The organism is Clostridium sp. B9, from assembly GCF_050509515.1.
Classification (GTDB): Bacteria; Bacillota; Clostridia; order Clostridiales; family Clostridiaceae; genus Sarcina.
On the sequence record NZ_JBNWKA010000003.1, the window covers coordinates 1,656,002 to 1,675,307 of the forward strand.

A 19,306-nucleotide genomic window follows, 5' to 3' on the forward strand; every position below is an offset into this window, starting at 1 on the left:
TAGAGCTAAGCATCTTATTGAAAAATATATGAAGTAAAAACATAGCAGAAACAAAACAAAAAAATGTCGAATGTAATCGAAAGTTTTTCCTTGTGATTGCTTAAATATAGTGTTAAATTGTAAATGAAATGTAAATAAAGTGTGATTTTAGGATGATTATTTAAAAAGAGTTATGTTATCTATAATTACTTTTAAGGGGGAAAGTATTTGAAAAATAGGATGTTGACAGCTTCAATTTTGCTTTTAGAAATTTTTATAGTTATTATATTAATCTTGAAGTTTTTGGGGTGTAAATTAGCATTAATTTTAATGCCATATGCAATAGCTAGCTTAATTTTAGCTATATTTTTATTAGGAATAAAAATGTATAAAATAGATAGATTCATAGGGATAATTATATTTTTTTTTATTATAGCAGCAGGAATAATATATATTTTATAAGAAAAGGAGTCAAATTATGTTTGACTCCTTTTTAAGTATTATGAGAGAAAGTGTTTAGAAAAGTAAAGAAACCATTTTTTCTTTACTTTATAATTAAAGTGCATAGTTCCATTTTCATTAACAGGCTCACTTACAGTATATATTTCTTCATCTTCTTGGTCGTTTAATTCAGTATATTTTTCATTTTTTATAATTTCTGTGTTTAATGCAGTTTTAAAATTACCTGTTTTTAAAATATGGGTTCGTATTGAAGTTTTAGGATTTGAGTGCAAGGCTACAAAAGCAGCAGGGATTATAGCCGATAATGCTAGGAATAAACCTTTCTTTTTCATAAATAAAACTCCTTTAATGTTAATTAGAGTATAATTTATATAATATGCAAGAGCCTACACTATTTGATAAGAATTTAAATTAATTAATATTTAGAAATATTAATTGATTTAGTATAATAAAAAATATAGTTTGAAATTTAGGGGGAGTAGGTTTGAGATTTAGAAAAAGTAACATTTCTGATTTGAATGATTTAGTAGATTTAATAGAACAAGCAAAAAAGTTCTTGAGGGAAAATGGTGTTGATCAGTGGCAAGATGGGTATCCATATGAGTCTGACCTAAGAAATGATATAGAAGAGGATATTAGCTATGTTATAGATAATGGCAATAAGATAATTGGAATATCAAGTATATCTTTTGATGGTGAGAAAACTTATGAAAATATTTATGAGGGAAATTGGATTACAGATGATAGATACGCTGTAATGCATAGAGTAGCAGTACATAATGAATTTAAGGGAAAAGGAGTATTCTCTAAATTATTAAGAGAAGCAGAAAAATTGGCAGCTGAAAATGGAGTCTTTAGTATCAAGATAGATACTCATGTAGACAATATTGTTATGCAAAATTCATTGATTAAGAATGGATTTGAAAGATGTGGAATTATTTATTTAGATGATGGCAATAAAAGAATTGCTTTTGAAAAAGTAATAAATAATTATAAATAATAAAGAGTGCTTTTTAAGCACTCTTTATTATCTTTCTATTTAAGGAGCTGGTGGCATATATTGATGCAACTGTAATTTCTTAACTTGAAGTTGGAATATTGAAATATTGAAGTTAAGAGTTAATTTTTCAACGATTGTGTCAAATAAATCAGGGTTAGTTAAAGTACAGCTAGTTTTATTAATAACTGCTTCAGATATTTTATAGTTATCTAGTTCGCACTTAAAAGGTTCTTGTAAATGAACTGATTGAGTATAGAATCTTTCACAGTCTGATTCACTCATAGTACCTTTATCGCAAGGTTTCATGCAGTCTTTTAATACTGCAGCTTCATCTTTATCTATATCTACTGGGAAGTCAGCGCCATCTAATTCTATAGGAACTGAAAAACTAAATTCTATTTTAGCAGTTAAGTCTTTATAGTCATTTCTCATAGCTACACAACTATTGCAAGAATCAACTGGAGGTTGATTTTCACTTGGAGTAGCATACTCTACATTTTTAAGAATATATCCTTCTACAAATAGATGTGCATCGCATTTATTATGATCGTATCCTCCATTAGAATATGGATTAGCACAATAATGTGGCTTTATCTCATTAGGAACAACATAACATTGAGTTAAAACTAGTCTTCTAGAAATATTTTTTATAGCGTAAAATCCTTCTGGAATTGTTATTGTATCTGTTAAAGGTTGAGTAACTTTAACCTTAGCAACATTAGCAAGAACTTTAGCTTTTATATAGTCCATAGGAGGCTGTCCACCACCGTGGTTATAGTCCCTCTCTTTAAGTGTAGCATTAAAATTTGTAACAGTTACATCTATATCCTCAGCACATACAGGGAAATCTTTTTCGCAATATGAACTCATTTCTTCACCTCATAACATAACTTTATATTATTATAACTTATGTTATATAGTATTCTTTTTTGTGACTTAATGTTCTAATTTTCTACAATATATTTATTAAGATTTAAATAGAGTTTATTTATCATTAGAGAAATCATATAGTTCAACAGAATAATTTACTATTGTAGAAAGTCTTATAGCATTAAAAAGAGAAATATCATTATCTAGCTTAGATTCATTTATTAGCTTTGAATTAACTGAGTATTTAGTATCTTTTAAACATATATTTAAATTAGTAAAATAGAATTTATCTCCTGAAACTTCGTTTTCGAATTTAACATGAAGTGCACTACTAAAAGGAACTCTGATCACATAGTTTTTAGTGGAAGATATTATAGGAAGATTAAGAGTATCAGGAATAGAATACATAAGATCAATTTCAAGATAGCCGCTTAAAAATAATACACCACATTTTCTATTATCATTATCTAAAATTAATGTGCTAGATTTAAGTATTAAGTTATTTCTTATATTTTTAATATTTAAGATATATTTATAAAAACATATATTTCCTACAAATGATTCAACGATGGAAAAGTCATTTAACAATATTGGCGTTTTAGGAGGTAATGAAGTTGTTATTTTATCAAAGTTAAAGGTTTTAATAGGTAAATCTTTTTGTTTAAAATGAGTAGAATTTTTTAAATGCTTTATATTAGAAGTTATTTTTAGTGGTATTTTGAAAGTATCACTTGAAGAATCAGCAGATGAATCAATAGATGGATTAGTATTGTTAGCTAATAGTATGGGTAATTTTCTTTTGAGTTTATATTTTTTGTAGGCTGGTTGTGAAATTTTATTATTATAATCTTTTTTAGAAATAAGAATCAATACTATTTGTGAAATTATAAAACAAAATAATAATTTAGTACATTCTTTTGAAAGTAATTTTTTGCAATAAAAAATAAATAATGAAAAAATATAATTTAAATTCATGGTAAACCTCAGAACATTGATTTATTTCAATATAGAAATAGTTTAAGATATTATATGTTATTTTGTTGCAAATTGGTAATTAAGAATGGAAAAGAGGCCTTATTTGGCCTCTTTAGTAGGTGTTTTAAGTTCTTTCTTTAGAAAATAAGATATTATAGTTCTTAATGCAACTGTTGAACCCAATAATAAAATATCATATAGAGTAGGTCTTAAAATTGAAAGTATTATACCTGAACAAACTAAAACTTCTAAACCTAATAATATATAACTACCTAAGAAATTTTTTATAATTGTAAGTTTTTGAACAGTTACAATTCTATTATCTTTTGAAAATTCTATTTTTAAAAAGTTTATTATTGTAAGTATTACACCATATACAATAATAATAACTGAGATGCTTTGTAGAAAAATTATTATGAATTTTAAAATTTTATCTACCAAAGAAATCACTTCCTCTTATCAGTATTTTATTATTTAATCAGATGTTCTTTGTTAGATTCAATCTCCTTGTTTAAGAAGAAAGATATTACAGTTCTTATTACAACAATGGATGCTAATACTATGATATCGTGAAAAGTTGGATTTAATATAGATTCTATAATATCAGCACAAATTAAAATTTCTAAACTTAGTAGTATATAAGTTCCTAAGCAGTTTTTTACTACTGTTATCTTTTGTACAACTTCAATACGGTCTTTAGATTTGATTTCTGAGATTATAAAATCCTTAACAGTTAAAAGAACTCCCCATAAGAGAACAATTATTGATATGGCATTTATAATCCAAATAGCTCCTTCTAAAATATGTCTAAACATTTTCCACCTCTTATCTTTAGAATTTTTAAGTAAATATTTGTTTTAATGTTAAAATAAGTTTTTGTTATAAAGCAAATCTTATTTAAAATAAAACCTATTATTATATAATAATGAATAAATAATTCTATGAATAGTATATCATTAAAAGTACAAAATTTTAAAATAAATATAAATTATATATTTACATATTGTTAATTGACTAAGATTTAATTATGTATTAATATCTAATTAATATTTTAATTTTAAGAGGTGTTTTATGAGTGAGGTAGTATCTAAATAGATAACTTAATATTTAAATAAATTCTCTTTTAGAGACATTAATTATATGTCTTTGTTTGCTATGGATTTATTTAATTAATTCTATGAAGATACAATCTAGCTAAGATACCTTTTTAGTGTAAACAAAGTAGATTTACGTTTTTAGTTTACGCTTAATATTTAGTTTTATGAGTTTAAATTATAGGTATGCATTTATTGGCTGTGGAGTATCCACAGCTTTTTTTATTAATTATTTATATTAAATAATATGATTATTATTTAAGGTAAAAAGTAAAAAATGTACTAACTAAAATAGTATTACAAAATAAATTTTAAATTTAATAACTTGTAAGAATACTTAAAGGAAATAATAGTAGTTATCTTCATAGAAAATGGAAAATATCATTTATGAGGAGGATAAGGATGAACAAGAATACGTTTGAAAAACTACAATTTGATGAGTTAAGGGAAATTGTTAAATCATACTGTGTAAGTGGATTAGGAAAAGAGTTAATAGATAGATTAGAACCAAGTTCAAATATTAAAGTTGTAAAAAAGAGGTTAGATGAGACTAGTGAAGGAACAAGAATTTTAGATATGGCTAGTTATATTCCTTTAGAAGGTATTTCGAATATAAAGGGAATAATAAATAATATAGAAAAAGGGATTATAGCGGAGCCGGAAGAACTTGTAGCCATATGCGACTTTTTTAGAGGATGCAGAAAAATAAAAAGGTTTATGGGAGATAAAGAGTTTTATGCACCTACACTAGTATCTTATAGTGAATCAATAAGCACATTTTTGAATATCGAAGAAGAAATTGAAATAAGTATAAAAGGTTCTTTAATTGATTCAAATGCAAGTAAAGAACTAAAAAGAATAAGAAGGCACATAGATAATTGTGAGGAAAAAATTAAAGAGAGATTGGAAAAATTTTTAAAGAATAATGAAAATAAAAAATATATACAAGAATTTTTTATTAGTAAAAGAAATGATAGATTTACTATTCCTATAAAGGCTTCTTTTAAAAATCAGGTTGGGGGAACTATTATTGAAGTTTCTTCAAAAGGCTCAACTGTATTTATAGAGCCAGAAACAATATCAAAATATACAATGGAATTAGCAGTTTTAAAATCTGAAGAATCTGTAGAAGAATATAGGATATTATCAGAGTTAACTAATCTTGTATTTAATAAAATAAAGGAAATAAAGATAAATATAGAAGTTATTTCAGAGTATGATATGATATTTGCTAAAGCTAAGTATAGCAAGGATATAAATGGGATTCAGCCCAAAATAAATAATAATGGTTATATAAGAATTAATTCTGGAAAGCACCCGCTATTAAAGGGTGAAGTAGTTCCCTTGGATTTTGAGATAGGAGAAAATTATAGATCCTTAATAATAACAGGACCTAATGCTGGTGGAAAAACTATAGTCCTAAAAACAGTCGGATTACTTTCTTTGGCCGTGCAAAGTGGTTTTCATATAAGTGCAAAAGCTGGAACAGAATTAAGTATATTTGAGAAAATATTTGTCGATATAGGTGACAATCAGAGCATTGAAAATTCATTGAGTACATTTTCATCTCATATGAAAAATCTATCTGAAATATTAAAAGAATGTAATAAATCAACTCTTATAATATGTGATGAAATAGGTAGTGGAACTGAGCCAAATGAAGGGGCTGGACTTGCTATTGCTATTTTAGAAGAATTTTATCATAAGGGATGCATAACTATTGCAACAACTCACTATGGAGAGATTAAGAATTTTTCGGAAAGTCATAGTGATTTTGAAAATTCAGCTATGCAGTTTAAAAGTGATACACTCCAACCTCTTTATAAACTTGTAATAGGAAAATCGGGACAGAGTAATGCTCTTTGGATATCTAAGAAAATGGGTATAAATGATAATATATTGAGAAGAGCAGAAAAGTATATTAGTAGCAAAGAGTATAATCTAGATAAAGTAAAAGAAAGTAAAATAAAGAGAAAGGTAGACTTTGAAGAGAAAGAGAAAGTTTTAGATAAAGATGTGTTCTCTATAGGGGATAGAGTTAGTTTATTAGATTTTAATGAAGAAGGAATAGTGTATAAGCCTGAAGATAAATACAATAAGATTACTGTTTATTATAAAAAAGAGTATTTAGAGTTGCCTACAAATAGAGTTAAGTTAGTTTTAAAGGCAGAGGAGCTTTATCCAGAAGGATATGATTTAAATTCATTATTTATAAGCTTTAAAGATAGAAAGTTTGAACGAGATATAGAAAGGGGATCTAAGAAGGTACTAAAAAACTTACAAAAAGAAATGAAGAGAAATAGAATTTAATAAAAAATGCTATATCAAATGTTACTTTGATATAGCATTTTGTTTTTTTATAAAATTAAAGTAATCCTTCAGCTATATATCTTTTTATAGCTCCATATATGTAGCTTAGAGTGCAGAAGTCTCTATCTATATTTTCTTCACAAAGATTTAGTCCTTTGATAAGAACATCTTCCTTAAAATATTCTTTAAGTCTTAATAGGCTTATTGGATTTATGTTACCCTCTTTTGTGTCTAAAACTCTTGATTTTTTTATGTAAGGATTTTTAAGCGCATTTAAAACTGCTTCTTTAAGTTCTTCACTTTCATTAAGTTCAGGCATTTCTTTGAATTCTCTGATTTCATCTAAATCAAAACCCATACCAATTGTGTTACTTATATCAGTATCTATTAAAATTACATTTTCAAATGTTGCTCCAGTGAAGTCAACTCCATCTAAGTTAACTCCTTCAAAGATTACATTTTTAAATTTAGCTTTTTTAAATTTACTTTTCTTTAAGTTAGTTCCTATAAATTCTGTAGATTCAAAACTACATTCAAAGAAATCACATGATTTAAAATGTGCTCCTCTAAGGCTAGCATAGTTGAAGTTTGAGTTTGAAAAAGTGCAATTGTAGCAATTTGCTCTTCTAAAGTCCATGTACATAAAATTTTTATTTCTTTTTTCAGCTTTATTGTATTTAAATATTGGAGTATTTTTCTTATTATTTGTCATAGTTTACTGTTAATTTTGAGGAAACCTCTTAACAGTGTCACCCACCTTTCAAAAGTATATTCTAATATTAACATTATTACATTGTATCATATAATATTTTAGATTGGGAGTTATTTGTTATGAAAAAGAATTTAAAATATGAAATTAGGTTTAAATGTAAGAATATAAAGAAAATAAGTGGATTAAGAAGATGAGTTAACTATTTATTTACAGTTAATTTAATTTATAGTAATTATATGTTATAATTTTTAATGAAGGAAAGTTGTTTTCAACATTAAGAAAAAAAGGGAGTTTTTAGTTATGTTTAATAGTATTTGGTGTAGAATAATACTAAATGAGCGAAATACTTTTAGTAGAAGAAATGGAATAGAATTTAGATATCATGTATCAAAAAATAAGGTGATTGTAGAGGGAGAGAATCATGCTTTAAGTAAAGAGGATTTTTTGAAAGTTTATAATTTAATGAAAGAATTAACTTTTAGTGAGATAGAAAGTATGGTTGTAGGGACAAAGTACATATGGCCAATTCTAAATGACAAAAGGATAAAAGAGTATTAATATCTTTTTAGGCTATGTTTTCAACATAGCCTTTTAAAATTCATAAATTAAGATCTTCTTCAATTTTTCTTCTAACCTCTTCATCATAATCATATATTCTAAGATAAGACTCACTTATAGAGCTCATAAAATTTTTATACTCATCTATAGTCATGAAACTATATCTTGAAAGTTTAAAGGGAATTACTTTTCTTTCATTTATGAATTCCTTTGTGTTTACAATAATAATTATTACTCTTAAAACATCACTAGTACTTGCATAATCTAATAACCTCAAAGGTATATCTTCAAAATATAAGGCTTCCGAAGCAATTAGGCTAAGGATGTTTCTAAGTTCATCTTTAAAGTCAATGGTTTTAATATTTAGCTTTTCAAGATAACTTCTGATATCATCTGGTTTTTCATGAAGTTTATCTATGAAATTTTCAAGTATAGCTTTAGTAAAAATTGATGAGGATGGAGATTGTTTTTTTATGCAGCAATTATAAGAAGCGAGAAATAATAGTGAGGAAGTAAAATTAAGCAGGTTTAAATTATATTTTAAATTAAGTTGATAATAAGAATTTTTAAACTCTTTATAATAAGCCTCAGATAGAGTAGAATCTTTAAATATAGAACAATGCTTAAAATAAGCATAAGGATTCTGGTTAAACCATTCTTTAAAGCATTCCTCATTTTCAAATAGATAATCTAGTATTATTTCACCTTCATTTAATAATCTTTTGAAGAGAGTAAGTTGTTGGAGTTGAAATGAGCATCCGTTTAATGTATTAGTTGCAACACCGGAAAAGTCAGAGTTGAGACCACCAATTAGCATATTTCGTTCGTTAATTTTTTCATAAAAAAAATCTGAAAAAGTACTATTGGACAACCTAGAAATAATATCATCTAGAGCTTCATTGTTAAATAGATCTTTTTCCATATAATTATTCAATAAGAATGTTAAAGAAAATAGTATCTTATTGATTAACCTCCCTTCTTAAGAGATAAAACATATTGAATATATTATATGCAAAAAAAATAGCTTTTGATATTTATGTGGGGATTTGATTGAATTTAAAAAATGTGAGAGTTATAAAATAATGGGTAAAATAAAAGTAGAGCTTGGTTTCCGGCGAAGGACTAACCAAGCTTTACAAGTAGTAGCACTATATTGTACCAACTGCCCACCCGTAATAACATTAAATTGAAAGAAATATCAATAAATTTTAAAATAAAAATTTTTCATAAAAAGCTTGTAAAAATTTGAATAAGATGTTATGATATATGAGTAGCAAAAATGCTAACAAAAAAATTATATAAAAAAGTTTTAATTCGTAAATAGTTTCTTCAAATTAGAGATTATTGTCAAATTAGAATCTTTTAATTCAGGAGGAATTAGTTATGACAGATAAGACATTAACATGCAGAGATTGTGGAGCAGAATTCGTATTCACAGTAGGAGAGCAAGAGTTCTACAAAGAAAAAGGATTCGATAATGAGCCAACAAGATGTTTAGCTTGTAGAAGAGCTAGAAAACAACAACAAAACAACAGAAGATAATAATCTTTTAGATTTTTTAAGCTATAGTTTAACTATAGCTTTTTTTATGTTTTATTGAAGAAATAGCATTAATAAAAAGACTTGATATATGCATAAAAAAATGATATAATGAAAAAGTAGTCATTAGTGATTACAGAAAAATAAATGAAAAGTTTTAATTAGCAAATAGTTTCTTCAAATTAGAGATTATTGACCAATTAGAATCTTTTAATTTAGGAGGAATTAGTAATGGAAGATAAAAAATTAACATGCGTAGATTGCGGACAAGAATTCATATTCACAGTAGGAGAGCAAGAGTTCTACAAAGAAAAAGGATTCGATAACGAGCCAAAAAGATGTTTAGCTTGTAGAAGAGCTAGAAAACAAAACAACGCTAGATAATTTTATATTAGATTGTTATAGAGCTATAGTCTAACTGTAGCTCTTTTTTGTATTTAATAGCATTAAATATTAGTTGTTTAATTATATAAATTTTTTTTAAGGGATATTTCCAGCACAGGTAGTAGCTTTTACAAGTCAAAGTAGTTATGGAACACTACCAGTAACAATAGAATCTTTAGTTCAGAGATTGGGCGTTAAAGTAGCTTTTTTCTAGTTTGATAAAATAAGTGCTTTAAAAGAAATATATAAATGATATAATTTGTGTAAACGTTATTTAGAACGAGAGCAATTACTATTTGTTTTAAATATAATATCAACTTTTCTTAAAATAATATATAAGAAAATAATAAAAACTAATTTTTATAATATGGGGGCAAAGGGCCATGAGAGAATTTAAGTTAAAAAAGAAGTGGGAAGTATTATTAATTCATCATTCTCACACAGACATCGGATATACACAAAGTCAAGAAACTATTGAACATTACCATGTTAATTTTATTAAGCAAGGAATAGAAATAGCTGAGGGACTTAGAAAAGAAGACAGAGAAAATGAGTTTGTTTGGACTTGTGAATCTTTCTGGGGAGTTGAATGTTTCTTAAAATCAGTTTCAGAAGAATGGAAAAAGCGCTTTGAGACTTGTGTATTAAATGGAAGTATTGAGGTTACAGGCAATTATTTAAACTTAAATGAGACAATTGATTATGAGGTTTTAAAGAACCATACATTAAAGGCTGTTGATTATTGTGAAAGTATAGGTAAGAAAATAAATTCTGCAATGACTGCAGATATAAATGGGTATTCTTGGGGGTATGCTGAAGCATTACACGAATGTGGAATAAATCATCTATTCTCATGTGTTCATTCACATCATGGAATGTATCCATTATTTAAGAAGCAAACACCATTTTATTGGGAAACACAAAAAGGAAATAAGGTTTTAGTATGGAATGGAGAGCATTATCATTTTGGTAATGAGTTTGGAATAGTAAGAACTGCTACAGGTTCATATATAAATAGAGATGAGATGAGTTCATCATTTACTGAGGATAAGAGATTTGAGTATGGACAAGCAAGAATGTTTAGATATTTAGAAGGATTAGAAAAACAAGGATATGAGTATAACTTTGTTCCAATAACTGTTCATGGACTTCCTACAGATAATGGATCGCCTAATCTTGAAGTTGTTGAATTCTTAAATTGGTGGAATGAAAGCTTTGGAGAAGAAGTTGAAATGAAGATGGTTTCTTTAGATACATTCTTTAGAAGATTAGATGAATCTCAAGTAGAAATTCCAACATATAGTGGGGATTGGCCAGATTGGTGGTCTTTTGGAGTTGGTTCAACACCGCAGGTTGTTAAGATATATAAAGAAGCTCAAAGACTTTTAAATACAACTAAGCTTATAGATGAAGAGTTAAAGCTAAGTAATAAAGAGTGGGTAGAAGAGTGTGAAAACCAATTAATGCTTTATTCAGAGCATACATGGGGACACTCATCATCTATTACTAACCCTTGGAATAGTTTTGTAAACCTACTAGACTATAAAAAATCAGGATATGCTATAAGAGCGCATGAAATGGCTATTAGAAATTATAATAAGGTATTAGAAGAAAAGGGAATGACTACTTTAAAGCCTAATAGAGAACCTAAATTTAAATTAGTTAATCCTCATAATAAAAGAATAACAGAGTATGTTAAACTTTCTTTAGATTATTGGGAAACTTCTACATTAAAAGAAACAATAATTGATAATTTAGGAAATGAATTTAAAACACAAAGCGAACCACATCCACGTGGGGTTTTTATAAACTTTGTTATAACTTTAGAGCCTAAAGAAGAGAGAACTATTTGGGTTAAGAGACATGAAGATGAAGTTAAGTATGTTCAGATAGCTAATGAAAGTCATTGCTGCCAATGTATTGATGACGTATTCTTATATGAAGATGAAAGAGAAATAATAAAGTATGGAAATACTTTTGAGAATAAACATGTTAAAATTCAATGGAATAAAGAAAAAGGTATTGTAAGTTGGTTTGATAAAGTTAATAATGTAGAGCTTTATGATAACAATTCTAAAACAGGAGCATTTATGCCAGTTTATGAATTAACTGAGGCTGTGGAGCAAACATCAGATGCACAGTATAGGGTTCGTCAAGTTTTAGGAAGAAATATGAGAGGCGCTAATGCTAAAATTTTCTATCCAAAAATAAATAGTATTACTGTTAGCGAACTTGGAGAGGTGTTTGGAAAGATAAATCTAGAGCTAGATTTAGAAGGTACAAGTTTAATTAAAGTTACAGTTAAGGTATATAATGAGATAAACAAGGCAGAAGTAGCTGTTATGATGAATAAGGATAGTGTATGGGATCCTGAAAGTCTTTATGTAGCATTACCATTTGCATTTAATAATAAAAAAATGGATTTATTCTGTGAAAAGACAGGATGTACTGTTCAAGTAAAAAAAGAGCAGTTACCAGGAACAAATTGTGACTTTAACTTAGTTCAAGAGGGTGTAGCATTAAAAGATGGGGATTATGGAGTAAGCATAGCTATGCCAGATTCTTCATTAATATATACTTCAGAATTAAAATATGAAAATTCGAAGAAACTATTCCATAAAAAATATACTGATTCAAAGGATTATGAATTATATTCATGGGTAATGAATAATATTTGGGAAACAAACTTTAAGGCATCTTTAGGTGGATTTATAGAATTTAACTACTCAATGACTTGGGGTAATAACTGTAAAAATCAATTTGAATTAATAAAGCGTAATAAAGAAATGAACTTAGGATTTGTTAATTATAGAATAGATTAATAATTAAAATCCATATATTTAGAAAAAACTTCTAATATGCTAATTATAAAACATATACAAGATAATTATTGAAAGCTAAAAGGGTTAAAGCAATTATGTTTTAACCCTTTTATTTATTATGAAAATATTTTTTGTATTTTTATTAAAGTTTGGTTTGATTATATAGTTGGAAACTAATATTAAATTGGACTAGAGGATAAAATTAGTTTAGATACAGTTTAAGAAAAGTTTAATATAAGAGAAGAGTATTTTTACAATATAACATATAACAATATGGTATTATTTTTATATGGAATAAATTTATTATGTTAATTAGGAGAATTTTATGAATAAAAGTAATTTAGGAAATATTTTAGTTGTGGAAGATGATATAGATATAAATGGATTATTAAATAGAATACTTATTAAAGAAGGATATACAGTAAGACAGGCTTTCTCAGGGTCTGAAGGCAAGATGTGCTTAGAATTCTTTGATTTTGATATGGTGATTCTTGATTTAATGTTACCTGGAATAACAGGAGAAGAATTTATAGAAGAAGTAAGAAAGATAAAGAATACCCCTATAATGGTCATATCGGCAAAAACAACTATTGATGATAAAATAAATGTATTAAAGCTTGGGGCAGATGATTTTGTAAGTAAACCATTTGATGTCCAAGAAGTATTAGCAAGAGTTGAAGCGCACCTAAGAAGAAATAAGATAGTTAATTATAGTGAAGATGATGAAATATTAAAATATAAAAATCTTATTTTAGAACCTAAAGGAAGAGAAGTAAAAGTTAAGGGGATTGAGGTTCAACTGACAACAAAGGAATTTAAAATATTAGAGCTTTTAGTAGCTAACCCTAAAAAGGTGTTTACAAAAGGAAATCTATTTGAAACAGTTTGGGAAGAGGAATTCTTAGGGGACGATAATACAATAAATGTACACATAAGTAACATAAGAAATAAAATAAATGTAATTGATTCGGAAAACGACTATATAAAAACAATTTGGGGTGTAGGTTTCAAAATGGAGTAATACACTTATAGAAGAGTTAAGAAAAAACTTAAGACTTTCTTAAGGGTTTCTTTAAGTTAATTTGAAGTTTATGTTTTATTATATAAACATAGATAAAAAATAAGAAAACTTTAGGAGGGCCAAGAGTTTTGAAAAATATAATTTCAGTTAAAAATCTAAACAAGAAATATGGTAAAAAAACAGTTCTTGAAAACCTGAATATGACTCTTAAAAAGGGTGATATTTATGGCTTGGTTGGGAAAAATGGAGCTGGTAAGACAACCTTAATAAGAATGATATTAGGATTATCAAGCATTGATTCTGGAGAGGTTCAATTATTTGGTAAGGTAGATGAAAATAGTAAAATAAAGGAGCATAGAAAAATAGGTAATATTATAGAAACTCCAGGGTTCTATTCTTACCTAAGTGCTAAAAAAAATCTTGAGTATTATAGAATACAACAAGGAATAGTAGGAAAAAAGTCTATAGATGAAGTACTTGAATTAGTTGGGCTTGGAGACACTGGGAATCTTAAATTCAAAAAGTTTTCATTGGGTATGAAACAAAGATTAGGATTAGCTCTTGCCTTGTTAGGTGATCCAGAATTATTAATATTAGATGAACCAACTAATGGAATGGATCCCATGGGAATCAAGGAAGTTCGTGATGTTTTGCTAAAAATAAATAAACTTAATGGAGTTACAATTTTGGTTTCTAGTCATATATTGGGGGAATTATCTCAATTAGCTAATTGTTATGGATTTTTAAAGGATGGAAAAATAGTTGAAGAAATTACAGAAAAAGAGTTGAATGAAAAATGTAGACATCATTTACTTATAAAAGTGGATAATAGTAAAAAAGCTAGTGTACTTTTAGAAGGATATTTGAAGAATAACGCATATGAAGTTCTACCAGATGGATTTATTAAAGTATATGACATGTTAGAAAATTCTCAAAAGATAAATAGATCATTAATTGAGGGTGGCGTTGATGTTTATTCTTTAGAAAGAATAGGTGTTAATTTAGAAGAATATTTTATAAATCTTATTGGAGGAGAAAAGGATGCTTAATTTAATAAAGGGAGAATTATTTAAGGTATTTAATAGACCAGTGTATATTACTATTTGTGCAATATTTAATTTGCTTATATTTGCTTATGGATTTTTATTAAAATATGTTGGGAAGATAGAAATTAATAGTGTTAATCTAGAAATAAATCCTCTTATTATGGTAGCTACTAATTTTATTATTGTAACGATATGGATTTTACCTATGTTCACAGATTTATATTTAGAAGAATATAAAGAAAATACATTTAAAAATTTAATTTCATCATCATTACCAAGATGGAAATTTTATTTAGGCAAATATATAACACAATTTATAATTTTCTTCTTGATTTTTGCAACTTCAATTGTGACACTTATAATAACTTCATATATATTTGGATATAACACAGGTATTGGAGAGTTAAATCAATTTACTGATTTAACAATGAAATTCTTGATAGCTATGCCGCTTTATTTAGGAGCTTTAGCATTTTATAATCTTGTAACAATAATCACCAAAAAAGAAACAATAGCAATGTTAAGTATGTATTCTATTGTAATAGGAGTTAATATAATTGGGAATGTGTTAGCAAGTATTAAAGGTGGAATATTTGAAGTTATAAATTCTTATATTATTTTTAATGAACCACTTATAAATATAGTAGAAAATGGGATGAATTTAGAAACTGTTTTTAGGGCAATTACTTCTGGAACATTAACTGCAATTATATTTTTAGCTTTAGGAGTTTTGGTTATAAATAAGCAAGAGATTAAATAAAAGAAAAGAGTGATAGATTGAATTATTTTATAATAGGGTTACTTTGTGTAATCCTTATTATTCTTTTAATAATTTTATTTCTAAGGGAAAAAGAAATAAGAAGGCTAGCTGAAAGCTTGAAAAAAATAAATAAAAGTGAAAAAATAGAGAGTTTAAGAATAGAAACTCCGAATAGGAATATAGAAAAGTTAACTGAAGAAATAAACTATATATTAAAAAATAATAGGTTAAGAGAAGAGGAATATAAAGAAAAGGATAGGATATTAAGAGAAGCAATTGCTAATATGTCTCATGACTTAAGAACACCTTTAACTTCTATAATGGGGTATGTTTACTTATTAAATGATAATAGTATAGGCGACAATGAAAGACGAGAATATTTAGGCATAATAGAAAAAAGAGCAGAAGTTCTAAATGGATTAATAACAAATTTTTATGGATTATCAAGAGTTCAAGCAGACCAATATGAGATAAATTTAGAGCCAGTTAGACTAGGATACATGTTAGGAGATATAGTGGCTTCTTTCTATGAAACTTTAGAGAGTAGTTTTGGTGAACCTAAAATAGAAATAAGTGAGGGCTTAGAAAAAGTTATAGGGGATAAGCAAGCAATAAATAGGATATTTATAAATTTAACTGAAAATATGATAAAGCATGGAGAAGGAGATGTTAGAATATCCTTAAAAAAAGAAAAAAATAAAATTATAACAGAGTTTTCTAATAAGGCATCTTTATTAGAAGAAAAAGATATTAAAAGAATATTTGAGAAGTTCTTTACTAGAGATAGAATGAGAACAGGTCAAAATACTGGACTTGGATTGGCTATTGTAAAACTTCTAGTAGAGAAGCAAGGAAATGAAATACAAGCTTTTAAAAGAGGAGAAGATTTAGTTATAAAAATTCTTTGGAATATTGAAGTGGATAAATAAATTTAAAACAGACACTACCAAATTTAATAATTAAAGTTGGTTAGTGTCTGTTTTTTCTTCTTTTATACAAATATAAATTAAAAGGGAGAACAAAATTAATAGGTTTATGACCTTGTCTAAATGATGTAAATGACTTATAGCTAATGAGTTAGTAAAAAATAATATTAATAAATCTATAGAAACTAAAAGAATAAAGCTAGAAAGTGCGATTATCTTTAAGATTAGTGCTTTTTTAGAAATTTTACTATTTAAATTATCTGAAAGTAGGTTTATTTTATTGAACAATATGGAAATAGCTAATATTAAAATTAATATAATCATAAAGTTTTGAAAAAAATTCATACAACTAGGTTTCTTAATTAAGAAACTTTTCACCTACCTTTACTAAATACTTTTTATCAATATGTTAAATAAATTTAAAAAAACTTCCTATTAATATTATAAACTTATAAAATTTACCAAATCAATGGAGTATGCATAACTGGGCTTAAAACGTGCATAACTGGTATTAAATTAAATCAAATTTGTATATAAATAGTCATAATAAGAAAATAGCAATATATGAGAATAAGTAAGCAATTAATGGCAAGTATTTCTGCTTTTTATAATGTAGAATGAAAGTGAATTTAAGGGAAGTATTTCTTTTTAAATTATCAGTTTACTAATATGAGGGGAGTGAGAAAATCTTATTTAATATTGTTAATTAAATAGGAGAAGATTTATGAGTAGAGTAGTTAAAGTTGGAATAATAGGTTGTGGTGGGATAGCTAATGGAAAGCATTTACCAGGATTATCAAAGGTTAAAGAAGTAGAAATGGTTGCATTTTGTGATTTAGAAATAGAAAAAGCTGAGAAAGCAGCTAAAGAATATGGAATAGATGATGCTAAAGTTTATATTGATTATAAAGAATTATTAAAGGATGAAAATATTGAGGTAATTCATGTTTGTACTCCAAATAGATCACATAGCTTCATAACAATAGATGCTTTAGAAGCTGGTAAGCATGTAATGTGTGAAAAACCTATGGCAAAGACTTCAGAAGAAGCAAAGGCTATGGTTGAGGCTGCTAAAAGAACAGGCAAGAAATTGACTATAGGATATCAAAATAGATTTAGATTAGATTCAGATTTTCTTCATAAGGTGTGTGAATCTGGAGACTTGGGTGAAATATACTTTGCTAAAGCTCATGCTATAAGAAGAAGAGCTGTACCAACATGGGGAGTTTTCTTAAATGAATTTGAACAAGGAGGAGGTCCATTAATAGATATCGGAACTCATGCTTTAGATTTAACTCTATGGATGATGAATAATCACAAACCTAAATATGTGGTTGGAAACGTTTATCATAAATTAGGACACAAGAAAGATGCAGCAAATGCTTGGGGCCCATGGGATCCAGAAAAGTTTACAGTTGAGGATTCAGCATTTGGATTTATAACTATGGAAAATGGAGCTACTATAGTTTTAGAATCAAGTTGGGCATTGAATTCATTAGAAGTTGATGAGGCTAAAACAACACTTTGTGGAACAGAGGGTGGAGCTGATATGAAAAATGGCTTAACTCTAAATGGAGAACAATTTAGTAGATTATATGAAAAGAAAATAGATTTACAAGCTGGTGGAGTTGATTTCTATGAAGGAGAGTCAGAAGAACCAGGAGATTTAGAAGCTAAGTCTTGGATAAATTGTGTAATAAATGATTTAGAGCCAGTTGTAAAACCAGAAGAAGCTTTAGTTGTAACTGAGATACTTGAAGCAATATATGAGTCATCTAAAAAAGGACAACCGGTATTTTTAAATAAATAATTAAAATAAACGTGAAAAAAGTTCTAATGAAATTGGAATTGGAGTTTTAGAGGAGGATTAAATATGTATTTAGGATATTTAACAGGATGTTTAGGAAGTATGCCGTTAAAAGATAAGGTGAAATTAGCTAAGGAATATGGATTTGAAGCCTTAGAAATTTCATGTTGGCCAAGAATTAATGATAGAGATTATTCAGGAAGTGATATAGATGTAGCTAATCTTACAGAAGAAGAAGCTAAAGAAATAAGAGCATACTTTGATGAATTAGGAATAAGGATTTCATCTTTAGCCTACTATGATAATAACTTAGATAGAGATTTAGAAAGAAGAAGCTTTGTAAATAATCACTTCAAAAAATGTGTAGACGCAGCTGTAATGTTAGGAGTACCTGCTGTTGGAACATTTGTAGGTAGAAATGCAGATAAGACATTTGAAGAGAATTTTGATGAGTTTGAAATAGTATTTAAAGACTTAGTAGGATATGCTGAGGAAAGAGGAGTACAAGTTATAATAGAAAATTGTGATATGAATGGATGGCAAACTCAAGGATATCCAGGAACAATATCATTCACACCAGAGCTTTGGAGAGAAATGTTTAAAAGAGTACCAAATAAAAACTTTGGGTTAAATTATGACCCATCTCATTTAAAACATTTATTGATAGATTATATAGCTCCTATTGAAGAGTTCAAAGATAGGATATTCCATACTCATGCTAAGGATACAGAAATATTTGAAGATAAGTTAAATAAATATGGAAAATGGAATAAAATTCTGTCTACAACTGAAGATTTTGGATATTGGAGATATAGAATGCCAGGTCTTGGAGATATTGATTGGAATACATTTGTGAACAAGTTAAAAGAAGTTGGATATGAAGGTGTATTAAGTATAGAGCACGAAGATCCTGTTTATGAAGGTTCAAAAGAAAAGGTTAAAGAAGGATTAAAGTTAGGGGTAGAGTACTTAGGGAAATTAATTTAATGTATAAGTTATCCTAAAATTAGGCTCTGTTTTAATTATGTGTTGATTTCTATA

20 protein-coding genes and 1 pseudogene are annotated in these 19,306 nt (G+C 27.0%); 14 read left to right on the forward strand and 7 right to left on the reverse strand.

Features of this window, described 5'->3' with window-relative positions; all coding sequences use genetic code 11:
• The first annotated feature begins 207 nt into the window (after positions 1-207).
• Entirely contained in the window at positions 208-441 is a 234-nt protein-coding gene (locus ACQZHJ_RS07470) for a hypothetical protein (protein ID WP_430484921.1), read from the forward strand.
• Between the two features lie 38 nt (positions 442-479).
• On the opposite strand, the gene ACQZHJ_RS07475 is transcribed toward ACQZHJ_RS07470, so the two are convergent.
• Positions 480-773 (reverse strand): hypothetical protein, encoded by a 294-nt coding sequence (locus ACQZHJ_RS07475; protein ID WP_430484922.1) that lies wholly within the window; start codon positions 771-773, stop codon positions 480-482.
• A 152-nt stretch (positions 774-925) separates the two neighbouring features.
• Here ACQZHJ_RS07475 and ACQZHJ_RS07480 point away from each other — a divergent pair, with 152 nt between their 5' ends.
• On the forward strand, positions 926-1,441 hold the full coding sequence (locus tag ACQZHJ_RS07480; RefSeq protein WP_430484923.1) for a GNAT family N-acetyltransferase: 516 nt from the start codon (positions 926-928) through the stop codon (positions 1,439-1,441).
• 39 nt (positions 1,442-1,480) lie between these two features.
• On the opposite strand, the gene ACQZHJ_RS07485 is transcribed toward ACQZHJ_RS07480, so the two are convergent.
• From ACQZHJ_RS07485 to ACQZHJ_RS07500, 4 genes are all read right to left on the reverse strand, one after another.
• Positions 1,481-2,311 (reverse strand): hypothetical protein, encoded by an 831-nt coding sequence (locus tag ACQZHJ_RS07485; RefSeq protein ID WP_430484924.1) that lies wholly within the window; start codon positions 2,309-2,311, stop codon positions 1,481-1,483.
• A 114-nt stretch (positions 2,312-2,425) separates the two neighbouring features.
• Complete coding sequence (locus tag ACQZHJ_RS07490) at positions 2,426-3,286, reverse strand: hypothetical protein (protein WP_430484925.1); 861 nt, start codon at positions 3,284-3,286, stop codon at positions 2,426-2,428.
• Positions 3,287-3,385: 99 nt separating this feature from the next.
• Positions 3,386-3,727, reverse strand: coding sequence for a DUF1622 domain-containing protein (locus ACQZHJ_RS07495; protein ID WP_430484926.1), 342 nt, complete (start codon positions 3,725-3,727; stop codon positions 3,386-3,388).
• Between the two features lie 29 nt (positions 3,728-3,756).
• On the reverse strand, positions 3,757-4,101 hold the full coding sequence (locus tag ACQZHJ_RS07500) for a DUF1622 domain-containing protein (protein ID WP_430484927.1): 345 nt from the start codon (positions 4,099-4,101) through the stop codon (positions 3,757-3,759).
• A 681-nt stretch (positions 4,102-4,782) separates the two neighbouring features.
• Here ACQZHJ_RS07500 and ACQZHJ_RS07505 point away from each other — a divergent pair.
• Positions 4,783-6,690, forward strand: a complete 1,908-nt coding sequence (locus ACQZHJ_RS07505) for an endonuclease MutS2 (RefSeq protein WP_430484928.1) — start codon at positions 4,783-4,785, stop codon at positions 6,688-6,690.
• A gap of 55 nt (positions 6,691-6,745) precedes the next feature.
• Here ACQZHJ_RS07505 and ACQZHJ_RS07510 read toward each other — a convergent pair whose 3' ends face one another.
• Entirely contained in the window at positions 6,746-7,402 is a 657-nt protein-coding gene (locus ACQZHJ_RS07510) for a pentapeptide repeat-containing protein (RefSeq protein WP_430484929.1), read from the reverse strand.
• 300 nt (positions 7,403-7,702) lie between these two features.
• Between ACQZHJ_RS07510 and ACQZHJ_RS07515 the strand changes: the two genes are divergently transcribed.
• Entirely contained in the window at positions 7,703-7,960 is a 258-nt protein-coding gene (locus ACQZHJ_RS07515) for a hypothetical protein (protein WP_430484930.1), read from the forward strand.
• A gap of 40 nt (positions 7,961-8,000) precedes the next feature.
• Here ACQZHJ_RS07515 and ACQZHJ_RS07520 read toward each other — a convergent pair whose 3' ends face one another.
• Entirely contained in the window at positions 8,001-8,882 is an 882-nt protein-coding gene (locus ACQZHJ_RS07520) for a hypothetical protein (RefSeq protein ID WP_430484931.1), read from the reverse strand.
• 461 nt (positions 8,883-9,343) lie between these two features.
• Here ACQZHJ_RS07520 and ACQZHJ_RS07525 point away from each other — a divergent pair, with 461 nt between their 5' ends.
• The 10 genes and pseudogenes from ACQZHJ_RS07525 to ACQZHJ_RS07570 all read left to right on the forward strand — a co-directional run bounded on the left by ACQZHJ_RS07525 (position 9,344) and on the right by ACQZHJ_RS07570 (position 19,252).
• Positions 9,344-9,502: a zinc-ribbon domain-containing protein gene (locus ACQZHJ_RS07525; RefSeq protein ID WP_430484932.1), complete on the forward strand. Its 159-nt coding sequence runs from the start codon at positions 9,344-9,346 to the stop codon at positions 9,500-9,502.
• A 228-nt stretch (positions 9,503-9,730) separates the two neighbouring features.
• Positions 9,731-9,883 (forward strand): zinc-ribbon domain-containing protein, encoded by a 153-nt coding sequence (locus ACQZHJ_RS07530; protein WP_430484933.1) that lies wholly within the window; start codon positions 9,731-9,733, stop codon positions 9,881-9,883.
• A gap of 100 nt (positions 9,884-9,983) precedes the next feature.
• A pseudogene (locus ACQZHJ_RS07535) lies at positions 9,984-10,079 on the forward strand (cation:dicarboxylate symporter family transporter); the annotation flags it as partial.
• A 187-nt stretch (positions 10,080-10,266) separates the two neighbouring features.
• Entirely contained in the window at positions 10,267-12,705 is a 2,439-nt protein-coding gene (locus ACQZHJ_RS07540; protein WP_430484934.1) for a hypothetical protein, read from the forward strand.
• 325 nt (positions 12,706-13,030) lie between these two features.
• Positions 13,031-13,726, forward strand: a complete 696-nt coding sequence (locus ACQZHJ_RS07545; protein WP_430484935.1) for a response regulator transcription factor — start codon at positions 13,031-13,033, stop codon at positions 13,724-13,726.
• A 128-nt stretch (positions 13,727-13,854) separates the two neighbouring features.
• Entirely contained in the window at positions 13,855-14,775 is a 921-nt protein-coding gene (locus ACQZHJ_RS07550; RefSeq protein WP_430484936.1) for an ATP-binding cassette domain-containing protein, read from the forward strand.
• Positions 14,768-15,532, forward strand: a complete 765-nt coding sequence (locus ACQZHJ_RS07555) for an ABC transporter permease (protein ID WP_430484937.1) — start codon at positions 14,768-14,770, stop codon at positions 15,530-15,532. Before ACQZHJ_RS07550 ends, ACQZHJ_RS07555 begins: the two co-directional genes overlap by 8 nt.
• Positions 15,533-15,648: 116 nt before the next feature.
• The gene (locus tag ACQZHJ_RS07560) at positions 15,649-16,461 is read left to right on the forward strand and encodes a sensor histidine kinase (protein ID WP_430484938.1); all 813 of its coding nucleotides are present in this window, start codon (positions 15,649-15,651) and stop codon (positions 16,459-16,461) included.
• Positions 16,462-17,182: 721 nt separating this feature from the next.
• Positions 17,183-18,268 (forward strand): Gfo/Idh/MocA family protein, encoded by a 1,086-nt coding sequence (locus ACQZHJ_RS07565; protein WP_430484939.1) that lies wholly within the window; start codon positions 17,183-17,185, stop codon positions 18,266-18,268.
• 63 nt (positions 18,269-18,331) lie between these two features.
• A complete protein-coding gene (locus ACQZHJ_RS07570; RefSeq protein ID WP_430484940.1) occupies positions 18,332-19,252 on the forward strand; it encodes a sugar phosphate isomerase/epimerase family protein in 921 nt (306 codons plus the stop codon).
• The last annotated feature ends 54 nt before the right edge of the window (positions 19,253-19,306 follow it).

Coding starts and splice junctions, on each gene's coding strand:
- ACQZHJ_RS07475 (WP_430484922.1), bottom strand. CDS start 773: ATGAAAAAGAAAGGTTTATTCCTAGCATTATCGGCTATAATCCCTGCT.
- ACQZHJ_RS07485 (WP_430484924.1), bottom strand. CDS start 2,311: ATGAGTTCATATTGCGAAAAAGATTTCCCTGTATGTGCTGAGGATATA.
- ACQZHJ_RS07490 (WP_430484925.1), bottom strand. CDS start 3,286: ATGAATTTAAATTATATTTTTTCATTATTTATTTTTTATTGCAAAAAA.
- ACQZHJ_RS07500 (WP_430484927.1), bottom strand. CDS start 4,101: ATGTTTAGACATATTTTAGAAGGAGCTATTTGGATTATAAATGCCATA.
- ACQZHJ_RS07505 (WP_430484928.1), top strand. CDS start 4,783: ATGAACAAGAATACGTTTGAAAAACTACAATTTGATGAGTTAAGGGAA.
- ACQZHJ_RS07510 (WP_430484929.1), bottom strand. CDS start 7,402: ATGACAAATAATAAGAAAAATACTCCAATATTTAAATACAATAAAGCT.
- ACQZHJ_RS07515 (WP_430484930.1), top strand. CDS start 7,703: ATGTTTAATAGTATTTGGTGTAGAATAATACTAAATGAGCGAAATACT.
- ACQZHJ_RS07520 (WP_430484931.1), bottom strand. CDS start 8,882: ATGGAAAAAGATCTATTTAACAATGAAGCTCTAGATGATATTATTTCT.
- ACQZHJ_RS07525 (WP_430484932.1), top strand. CDS start 9,344: ATGACAGATAAGACATTAACATGCAGAGATTGTGGAGCAGAATTCGTA.
- ACQZHJ_RS07530 (WP_430484933.1), top strand. CDS start 9,731: ATGGAAGATAAAAAATTAACATGCGTAGATTGCGGACAAGAATTCATA.
- ACQZHJ_RS07540 (WP_430484934.1), top strand. CDS start 10,267: ATGAGAGAATTTAAGTTAAAAAAGAAGTGGGAAGTATTATTAATTCAT.
- ACQZHJ_RS07545 (WP_430484935.1), top strand. CDS start 13,031: ATGAATAAAAGTAATTTAGGAAATATTTTAGTTGTGGAAGATGATATA.
- ACQZHJ_RS07555 (WP_430484937.1), top strand. CDS start 14,768: ATGCTTAATTTAATAAAGGGAGAATTATTTAAGGTATTTAATAGACCA.
- ACQZHJ_RS07565 (WP_430484939.1), top strand. CDS start 17,183: ATGAGTAGAGTAGTTAAAGTTGGAATAATAGGTTGTGGTGGGATAGCT.
- ACQZHJ_RS07570 (WP_430484940.1), top strand. CDS start 18,332: ATGTATTTAGGATATTTAACAGGATGTTTAGGAAGTATGCCGTTAAAA.